Annotated in this window: 10 protein-coding genes; 1 reads left to right on the forward strand and 9 read right to left on the reverse strand. The window is 63.8% G+C overall.

Annotated features, from left to right (window positions below; translation table 11 throughout):
- Positions 1–35: 35 nt before the first annotated feature.
- The 9 genes from BFE01S_RS36445 to merT form a co-directional block, all read right to left on the reverse strand.
- Positions 36–3,002, reverse strand: coding sequence for a Tn3 family transposase (locus BFE01S_RS36445; RefSeq protein WP_009242142.1), 2,967 nt, complete (start codon positions 3,000–3,002; stop codon positions 36–38).
- A gap of 2 nt (positions 3,003–3,004) precedes the next feature.
- Positions 3,005–3,565, reverse strand: a complete 561-nt coding sequence (locus BFE01S_RS36450; protein ID WP_004636773.1) for a recombinase family protein — start codon at positions 3,563–3,565, stop codon at positions 3,005–3,007.
- Between the two features lie 118 nt (positions 3,566–3,683).
- Positions 3,684–4,685, reverse strand: a complete 1,002-nt coding sequence (locus tag BFE01S_RS46175; RefSeq protein ID WP_004636771.1) for a DUF3330 domain-containing protein — start codon at positions 4,683–4,685, stop codon at positions 3,684–3,686.
- Complete coding sequence (gene merE / locus BFE01S_RS36460) at positions 4,682–4,918, reverse strand: broad-spectrum mercury transporter MerE (RefSeq protein ID WP_004099015.1); 237 nt, start codon at positions 4,916–4,918, stop codon at positions 4,682–4,684. The genes BFE01S_RS46175 and merE overlap by 4 nt, the downstream gene beginning before the upstream one ends.
- Positions 4,915–5,280, reverse strand: coding sequence for a mercury resistance co-regulator MerD (merD, locus tag BFE01S_RS36465; RefSeq protein ID WP_004636761.1), 366 nt, complete (start codon positions 5,278–5,280; stop codon positions 4,915–4,917). The genes merE and merD overlap by 4 nt, the downstream gene beginning before the upstream one ends.
- Before the next feature lie 17 nt (positions 5,281–5,297).
- On the reverse strand, positions 5,298–6,983 hold the full coding sequence (gene merA, locus BFE01S_RS36470; protein WP_004636758.1) for a mercury(II) reductase: 1,686 nt from the start codon (positions 6,981–6,983) through the stop codon (positions 5,298–5,300).
- A 39-nt stretch (positions 6,984–7,022) separates the two neighbouring features.
- The gene (gene merC / locus BFE01S_RS36475; protein WP_004636756.1) at positions 7,023–7,445 is read right to left on the reverse strand and encodes an organomercurial transporter MerC; all 423 of its coding nucleotides are present in this window, start codon (positions 7,443–7,445) and stop codon (positions 7,023–7,025) included.
- Positions 7,446–7,472: 27 nt separating this feature from the next.
- Positions 7,473–7,748, reverse strand: a complete 276-nt coding sequence (gene merP, locus BFE01S_RS36480; RefSeq protein ID WP_004636750.1) for a mercury resistance system periplasmic binding protein MerP — start codon at positions 7,746–7,748, stop codon at positions 7,473–7,475.
- A 12-nt stretch (positions 7,749–7,760) separates the two neighbouring features.
- Entirely contained in the window at positions 7,761–8,111 is a 351-nt protein-coding gene (merT, locus tag BFE01S_RS36485) for a mercuric ion transporter MerT (RefSeq protein ID WP_004636748.1), read from the reverse strand.
- A gap of 70 nt (positions 8,112–8,181) precedes the next feature.
- Between merT and merR the strand changes: the two genes are divergently transcribed.
- The gene (gene merR / locus BFE01S_RS36490; protein ID WP_004636746.1) at positions 8,182–8,616 is read left to right on the forward strand and encodes an Hg(II)-responsive transcriptional regulator; all 435 of its coding nucleotides are present in this window, start codon (positions 8,182–8,184) and stop codon (positions 8,614–8,616) included.
- Positions 8,617–8,651 lie beyond the last annotated feature (35 nt).

An 8,651-nucleotide genomic window follows, 5' to 3' on the forward strand; every position in this document is an offset into this window, starting at 1 on the left:
ATGGGGTCGTCTCAGAAAACGGAAAATAAAGCACGCTAAGCCGGATGCAGTGGCCGTAGCGGCCTGAACTTGCCCGCGCCGATCTTGGCGTTGCTGCGCCAGAGGTAATCGCCAGTCAGGTTGATGTGCTCCCAACCCAGCGGCGACAGATACTGCAATAGAGAGTCATCAACGGGCTTGCCGTGGCCACGCAGGGCATTCGCGGCCCGTTCCAGATAAACCGTATTCCAGAGCACGATGGCCGCCGTCACCAGGTTGAGGCCGCTGGCTCTGTAGCGCTGCTGCTCGAAGCTGCGGTCGCGGATTTCGCCCAGGCGGTTGAAGAACACGGCGCGGGCTAACGCGTTGCGGGCTTCCCCCTTGTTCAGCCCAGCATGGACGCGGCGGCGTAGCTCGACGCTTTGCAGCCAGTCCAGAATGAACAGCGTGCGTTCGATGCGGCCCAACTCGCGCAGGGCGACGGCCAAGCCGTTCTGGCGCGGGTAGCTGCCGAGTTTCCTGAGCATCAGCGAGGCCGTCACCGTGCCTTGCTTGATCGACGTGGCCAGCCGGAGGATTTCATCCCAATGGGCGCGGACGTGCTTGATATTGAGCGTGCCGCCGATCATCGGCTTGAGCGCGTCATAGGCGGTTTCACCCTTGGGAATATAGAGCTTGGTGTCGCCCAGGTCGCGGATGCGCGGCGCGAAGCGGAAGCCTAGTAGGTGCATCAGCGCGAAGACGTGATCGGTGAAGCCCGCCGTGTCGGTGTAGTGCTCCTCGATGCGCAGATCGGACTCGTGGTACAGCAGGCCGTCGAGCACGTAGGTCGAGTCGCGCACGCCGACGTTCACGACCTTCGTGTGGAACGGCGCGTACTGGTCGGAGATGTGGGTGTAGAACGTCCGTCCTGGGCTGCTGCCGTATTTCGGGTTGATGTGGCCGGTGCTCTCGGCCTTGCTGCCAGTGCGGAAGTTTTGGCCGTCCGACGATGACGTGGTGCCGTCGCCCCAGTGCTCGGCGAAGGGATGCCGGAACTGCGCGTTGACCAGCTCGGCCAGCGCCGCCCCATAGGTTTCGTCACGGACGTGCCAGGCTTGCAGCCACGCCAGCTTAGCGTAGGTCATGCCAGGGCACGACTCGGCCATCTTGGTCAGGCCCAGGTTGATCGCGTCGGCCAGGATCGTGGTCAGCAACAGGTTCTTGTCCTTGGCCAGGTCGCCCGATTTCAGGTGCGCGAAGTGACGGGTAAAGCCTGTCCACTCGTCCACTTCCAGCAGCAGTTCGGTGATCTTGACGTGCGGCAGGATCATGGCCGTCTGGTCGATCAACGCCTGCGCAGTGTCGGGTACCGCCGCATCCAGCGGCGTGATCTTCAGGCCCGACTCGGTGATGATGGCATCAGGCAGGTTGTTTGCCGCCGCCATGCGGTTGACGATGGCAAGCTGCGTTTCCAGCAGCGTCAGCCGCTCGTGCAGGTACTGGTCGCAATCGGTGGCCACGGCCAGCGGCAACTCGCTGGACTGTTTGAGCCTGGCGAACTTCGCCGGTGGCACCAGGTAATCCTCGAAGTCCTTGAACTGGCGTGACCCTTGCACCCAGATGTCGCCCGAGCGCAGGGAGTTCTTCAACTCGGACAGCGCGCACAGTTCATAGTAGCGCCGGTCGATTCCGGTGTCGGTCATCACCAGCTTCTGCCAGCGCGGCTTGATGAAGCCGGTCGGCGCATCGGCGGGCACCTTGCGGGCGTTGTCGCTGTTCATGTTGCGCAGCACTTCGATGGCGTCGAACACGTCCTTGGCGGCGGGCGCGGCCCGCAGCTTGAGCACGGCAAGGAATTCCGGCGCGTAGCGGCGCAGCGTGGCGTAGCTTTCGCCGACGCGGTGCAGGAAATCGAAGTCCTCGGGCTGTGCGAGTTTCTGCGCCTCGGTGACGCTCTCGGCGAAGGCGTCCCAGGACATGACGGCCTCGATGGCAGCGAACGGGTCGCGGCCCAATTGCTTGGCGTCGATCAGCGCCTGGCCGATGCGCCCGTACAGGCGCACCTTGGCATTGATGGCTTTGCCCGATGCCTGGAACTGCTGCTGATGCTTGTTCTTGGCGGCGTTGAACAGCTTGCCCAGGATACGGTCATGCAGGTCGATAATTTCGTCGGTGACGGTGGCCATGCCCTCGATGGCCAGCGCAACGAGGGTGGCGTAACGCCGCTGCGGCTCGAACTTGGCCAGGTCAGCGGGTGTCATCTGGCCGCCTTCGCGGGCGATCTTGAGCAGGCGGTTCTGGTGAACCAGCCGCTCGATGCCGGAAGGCAGGTCGAGTGCCTGCCACGCCTTGAGGCGTTCGATGTGCTCCAGCATGTGGCGCGAATTCGGCTTGGCCGGTGACTGGCGCAGCCAGGCCAACCAGGTCGCCTTGCCGTTGTCCCGGCGCTTGAGCAAGTCATCAAGGCGACGGCGATGCACGTCCGCCAATGGTTCGGCCAAGGCGTCGTAGATGCGCCGGTTGGCGCGGGTGATCGCCTCGGCACTCGCCCGCTCGACGGCGTTGAGCGCGGGCAGAATGACCGACTGCCGCCGCAGGTGCTCGATCAAGGCGCTGGCCAGCACGATGCCCTTGTCGGTTTGCATCGCCAGCTCGGTCAGCATCTGGACGGCCTGCCGGTAATGGCTCATGGTGAAGGGCCGGAAATCGAACACGGTTTGCAGCTCGACCAGGTGCTCGCGCCGGGTCTGCTCCCGCTGGCCGTACTCGTCCCAGCTTTCGACGCCGACCTTGAGCTGCTCGGCGACCAGCTTCAACAAGGGCGGGAACGGCGGTTCATCGACGCCCAGGATGACGCCTGGAAAGCGCAGGTAGCAGAGCTGCACCGCGAAGCCCAGCCGATTGGCTGGCCCGCGCCGCTGTCGGATGATCGAGAGGTCGGTATCGCTGAATGTGTAATGTCGGATCAGGTCGTCCTTGGAGTCCGGCAACGCCAGCAGGTTTTCCCGCTCGGCGGCGGACAGGATTGAACGACGTGGCATATTTACTGATCCGTTCTCAAGTATTGATACAGGGTTTCGCGACTGATTCCGAATTCACGAGCCAGCTTGGTCTTTTGCTCGCCAGCCTCGACACGTTGGCGCAGTTCGGCAATACGCTCAGACGACAGGGATTTCTTCCTGCCACGGTAAGCTCCGCGTTGCTTGGCGAGCGCAATACCCTCGCGCTGACGCTCGCGGATCAGAGCGCGCTCGAACTCGGCGAACGCGCCCATCACCGAGAGCATCAGGTTCGCCATCGGCGAGTCCTCGCCGGTGAAGGTCAAATGCTCTTTCACGAATTCGATGCGCACGCCGCGCCGGGTGAGGCTCTGCACCAGGCGGCGCAGGTCGTCGAGGTTGCGTGCCAGACGATCCATGCTGTGCACCACCACCGTGTCGCCTTCGCGCACGAAGGCGAGCAGCCGTTCCAGTTCGGGCCGCCGGGTATCCTTGCCCGACGCCTTGTCGGTGAACACCTTGTCCACCGGAATCTGTTCCAGTTGCCGTTCCGGGTTCTGGTCGAAGGTGCTGACGCGGACGTAACCGATGCGCTGACCGTGCAAGGTATCCTCCTGAGGGAAATGTGTCAGGAAGAAATCTATGACCTTTGACGGGCTGTGTCAAACAATTCGCGAGGCGGCTCTATTCTGACGCTTCCGCGCCGGACGATCTGACGCCAGGTTAGGGTATGCCTGAGTCTGACGGCAGCGAGCCGCAGGTGTTCGGATCAGCACCGGTTTCGTTCTCTGCCTTGGCCCGCGCCTGGAAGCGCTGATAGCACTCCAGCCCGCAGAAGTGCTCGACATACTCCACGCCTTCCGGGGTAAAGGCGGCATCGAGCGGGATTTCCTTGCAGCACACGCAGCAACTGGTGGCAGTCGGATCATTTGCATTCATGGTGGCACCCCTCCATTGACTGACAAAGGCGGCGAATGCCGCCGCCGGCATTGGCTTGGCGAACAGGAAGCCTTGTCCCGTATCGCACTCCGCTTGCCGCAACAGTGCGAGACTGGTCGGCGTTTCCACGCCCTCGGCCACCACGTCCATGCCCAGCCCGTGCGCAAGCTGAATCACGGAGCGCACGATGGTTCGGTCGCGGTGATCGGCGACGAGTCCGGCGACGAAGGACTGGTCGATCTTGAGCGTAGTAATCGGGCAGCACTTCAGGTGTTGCAGGCAGGAATAGCCGGTGCCGAAGTCATCGGCGGCGAAGCGCACACCGATCTGTCGCAAGGCTTCCAGGGCGGGGAAGATCGCCGGATTACCGAATGCGACCGATTCGGTCAGCTCGATTTCAAGAGACTCGGCGGGCAACTCGGCATCAGCCAGCATGTCCTTTACCCACCCGTCGAAACCCGGTCTCACTTGGCTCGCCGAAACATTGACGGCCAGCCGGAACGGTTGCCACGCCAGCTTCCGCCACTCGCGCATCTGGCGGCAGGCTGCGCCCAGCACCCAGGCACCGATTTCCGGCATCAGGCCGGACGATTCGACCACAGGCAGGAACTGGCCGGGCGGCAGCAGCCCGAGCGTCGGATGACGCCAGCGCAACAGGGCTTCCGCACCGACAATCTGGTCACTGCGCAGATCGACTATCGGCTGGTAATGCAGCTCAAGTTGCCCGCGCACAACCGCCTGCGCCAACTCGGTCGCCGTCCATCCGGCGGGGTGCGAGGTCGTCATGATCCGCCCCGGAAGGCCCGCAGTAGCCGCGTCACGGACAGCACGAACAAGCCGGTCAGCGTGAGGGCTGCAATACCCCAATGCTCCCCGATGAATGCGCCGGCGGTCGTTCCGGCCAGCACAACGGCGAGAATCGGCAAATGGCAGGGACAGGTGAGCACGGCCAGCGCGCCCCACAGGTAGCCGGTGAACGGCTTGCGTGTCTTGGTCGGCAGGCGTTCCGGGCCGTTCATGGCAGACTCTCCGCGTGCTGTGCCGGCTCGGTCGGCAGGGTGGCCAACTGCGCTTCCAGATCGGCCAACGCTTCGCGCCGGCGTTCGACGAACTGGCGCAGCACGGCAAGCTGCGTGGCCGCTTCGCCACCGTCCGCTGCATCCAGCGCCCGGAACAGCCGCGCCAGCGCATCGAGGCCGATGCCCGCTTCGAAGGCGGACCGCACGAAGCACAGCCGCTGCAAGGCAGCCTCGTCGAACAGGCCGTAGCCGCCTGGCGTGCACGCCACCGGCCGCAGCAGTCCGCGCAGCAGGTAGTCGCGCACGATATGCACGCTCACCCCGGCATCAAGGGCCAGCCGGGACACCGTGTAGGCGTTCATCGAACACCTCCTTTTTCTCACCCGGCGCAGCAGGAAAGCTGCTTCACATCCTTGTTGAAGGTCTGCGCCGCGAGCTTCAAGCCCTCGACCATCGTCAGGTAGGGAAACAACTGGTCGGCCAGTTCCTGCACCGTCATGCGGTTGCGAATCGCCAGCGCAGCGGTCTGGATCAGCTCGCCCGCTTCCGGCGCGACCGCCTGCACGCCGATCAGTCGTCCGCTGCCTTCTTCAACGACCAGCTTGATGAAGCCGCGTGTGTCGAAGTTGGCGAGTGCGCGCGGCACGTTGTCCAAGGTCAAGGTGCGACTGTCGGTCTCGATCCCGTCGTGCTGGGCCTCTGCCTCGCTGTAGCCCACGGTGGCGACTTGCGGATCGGTGAACACCACGGCAGGCATGGCGGCAAGGTTAAGCGCCGCGTCACCGCCCGTCATGTTGATCGCCGCACGGGTGCCGGCCGCTGCCGCCACATAGACGAACTGAGGCTGGTCGGTGCAGTCGCCGGCCGCGTAGATGTCCGGCGTGCTGGTCCGCATGCCGACGTCGATGACGATAGCGCCTTGCAGGTTGAGCGCGACACCTGCCGCGTCCAGTGCCAGGCTGCGCGTGTTGGGCGAGCGACCGGTGGCGACCAGCAGTTTGTCGGCGCGCAGCTCGCCGTGCGCCGTGGTGAGCACGAATTCGCCGCCCTCGTGCGCGACCTGGCTGGCCTGGGTGTGCTCCAGCACCTCGATCCCTTCGGCGCGGAACGCCGCCGTGATTGCCTCACCGATGGCCGGGTCTTCGCGGAAGAACAGGGTGCTGCGTGCAAGAATCGTTACTTTGCTGCCCAGTCGGGCGAACGCCTGCGCCAGTTCCAGCGCTACCACCGACGAACCAATCACGGCCAGCCGCTCAGGAATGGTGTCGCTGACCAGTGCTTCGGTGGAAGTCCAGTACGGCGTGTCCTTCAGGCCGGGAATCGGCGGCACGGCCGGACTCGCGCCGGTGGCAATCAGGCAACGGTCGAACGCCAGCACACGTTCGCCACCACCGTTGAGTTGCACGGTCAGGCTGTGCGCGTCCTTGAAACGGGCTTCGCCGTGCAGCACGGAGATGGCGGGATTGTCATCCAGGATGCCTTCGTATTTGGCGTGGCGCAGTTCATCGACGCGCGCCTGCTGCTGGGCCAGCAGCCGCTCGCGCAAGATCGTCGGCGGTGTGGGCGGCATGCCGCCATCGAACGGGCTTTCTCGACGCAAGTGGGCGATGTGAGCAGCGCGGATCATGATCTTGGACGGCACGCAGCCGATATTGACGCAGGTGCCGCCAATAGTGCCGCGCTCGATCAGGGTGACGTGCGCGCCTTGCTCGACGGCCTTCAGCGCCGCCGCCATCGCCGCGCCGCCGCTGCCGATAACGGCAATATGCAATCCGCCACCATCATCACCAGCCTTGTCGCCGCTACCTAGCCATTCGCGCATCTTGACGAGCAAGCCGCCGCCCACCGGAGGCACGAGCGCGTCGGCGAGCGTGGCCCGATAACCGAGTCCGGCCACGGCGGCAGTCAACGCGTCCGGCGATGTGCCGGTCTCGACGGCGAGCTTGGCGCTGCCCTTGGTATATGAGACATTCGCCGACTGCACGCCTGGCACTTTCTCCAGGGCTTCCTTGACATGCACTGCGCACGAGTCGCAAGTCATGCCGGTGATTTTGAGGGTGGTCATTCATCGTTCCTTTTCTGTGTTGGCCGCTGGCTCACGCCGTCAGCCGTGTTTTGCTGGGAGTTCGCAGCCATCCGGCCCGCAGCGGCGATTTGCCGGTGAAACCAAGTCCCAGATCGACACGCCGATCATCAGGGCCAGGCCGGTGTATACGAGGCGCGCTGTCCACCAGTTGCCAAGCAACCAGACGGTTCCGGCGAACACGATGGCTGGCCCGATCATGCCGAGCAGGCTGCGGTGCCATTGCCGATGACTGAGCCAGCCCAGTGCATTCGCCAGCAAAGCGACGACGGCGAACAGCGGCAGCAGCGTGAAAATGAACAAGCCTTCGTATTCCTGTAGAAAGCCCAGCCCGATGGCCGCGCCCAAGCTGGCGATGGCCGGAAAACAGGCGGCGCAGCCCATCGCGGAAACCACACTGCCAAGCGCGCCGGCCTTGTCGGCAATGCGTGTGATCAGTCCCATGATCGCCCCAGGGTCGGGTTCAGTGGCTCACTGCTTGACGCTGGAGGGATAGCCCGCGTCCCCGGTTGCCTTGGTCAGCTTCTGCACACTGGTCTTGGCATCATCGAAGGTGACCACCGCTTCGCGGGTCTCGAAGGTCACGGCAACTTTACTGACGCCATCGACCTTGGAAATCGCCTTCTTGACGGTGATCGGACAGGCCGAGCACGTCATGCCCGGTACGGACAGCGTGACGGGCTGGGTAGCGGCCCACACGGGGGCAACAACGGCGGCGAGGGCGAGGGAGGCAAACAGTTTCTTCATGGTGAACTCCGATCAGTAGAAAAATGGCATGACATAGGGAAATCCGAGCGCGACCAGAACCAGTACGGCCACGACCCAGAAAATGAGCTTGTAGGTCGCTCGCACTTGGGGAATCGCGCAGACCTCACCCGGCCTACAGGCTTGCGCAGGGCGGTAGATGCGCCGCCAGGCGAAGAACAACGCCACCAGCGCTGCGCCGATGAAAATCGGGCGATACGGCTCCAGCACGGTCAGGTTGCCGATCCAAGCCCCGCTGAAGCCCAAGGCGATCAGAACCAGCGGCCCGAGGCAGCAAGCGGAGGCGAGGATGGCGGCCAGCCCGCCGGCGAAGAGCGCACCGCGCCCGTTTTGCGATTCAGACATACGTTGGCCTTTTGAATTTGGATTGGATAGCGTAACCTTACTTCCGTACTCATGTACGGAGTCAAGCGATATGGAAAATACTTTGGAGAACCTAACCATTGGCGTTTTTGCCAAGGCGGCCGGCGTCAATGTGGAGACGATCCGGTTCTATCAGCGCAAGGGCTTGCTGCCCGAGCCGGACAAGCCTTACGGCAGCATCCGCCGCTATGGGGAGGCGGATGTAACGCGGGTGCGGTTCGTGAAATCCGCTCAGCGGTTGGGCTTCAGCCTGGATGAAATCGCCGAGCTGCTGCGGCTCGACGATGGCACCCACTGCGAGGAAGCCAGCAGCGTGGCCGAGCACAAGCTCAAGGACGTGCGCGAGAAGATGGCCGACTTGGCGCGCATGGAAACCGTGCTGTCTGAACTCGTGTGCGCCTGCCATGCACGAAAGGGGAATGTTTCCTGCCCGTTGATCGCGTCACTACAGGGCGGGGCAAGCCTGGCAGGGGCGGCGACGCCTTAGCGTGCTTTATTTTCCGTTTTCTGAGACGACCCCCT

This window comes from Paraburkholderia ferrariae NBRC 106233 (assembly GCF_000685035.1).
Taxonomy (GTDB): Bacteria; Pseudomonadota; Gammaproteobacteria; order Burkholderiales; family Burkholderiaceae; genus Paraburkholderia; species Paraburkholderia ferrariae.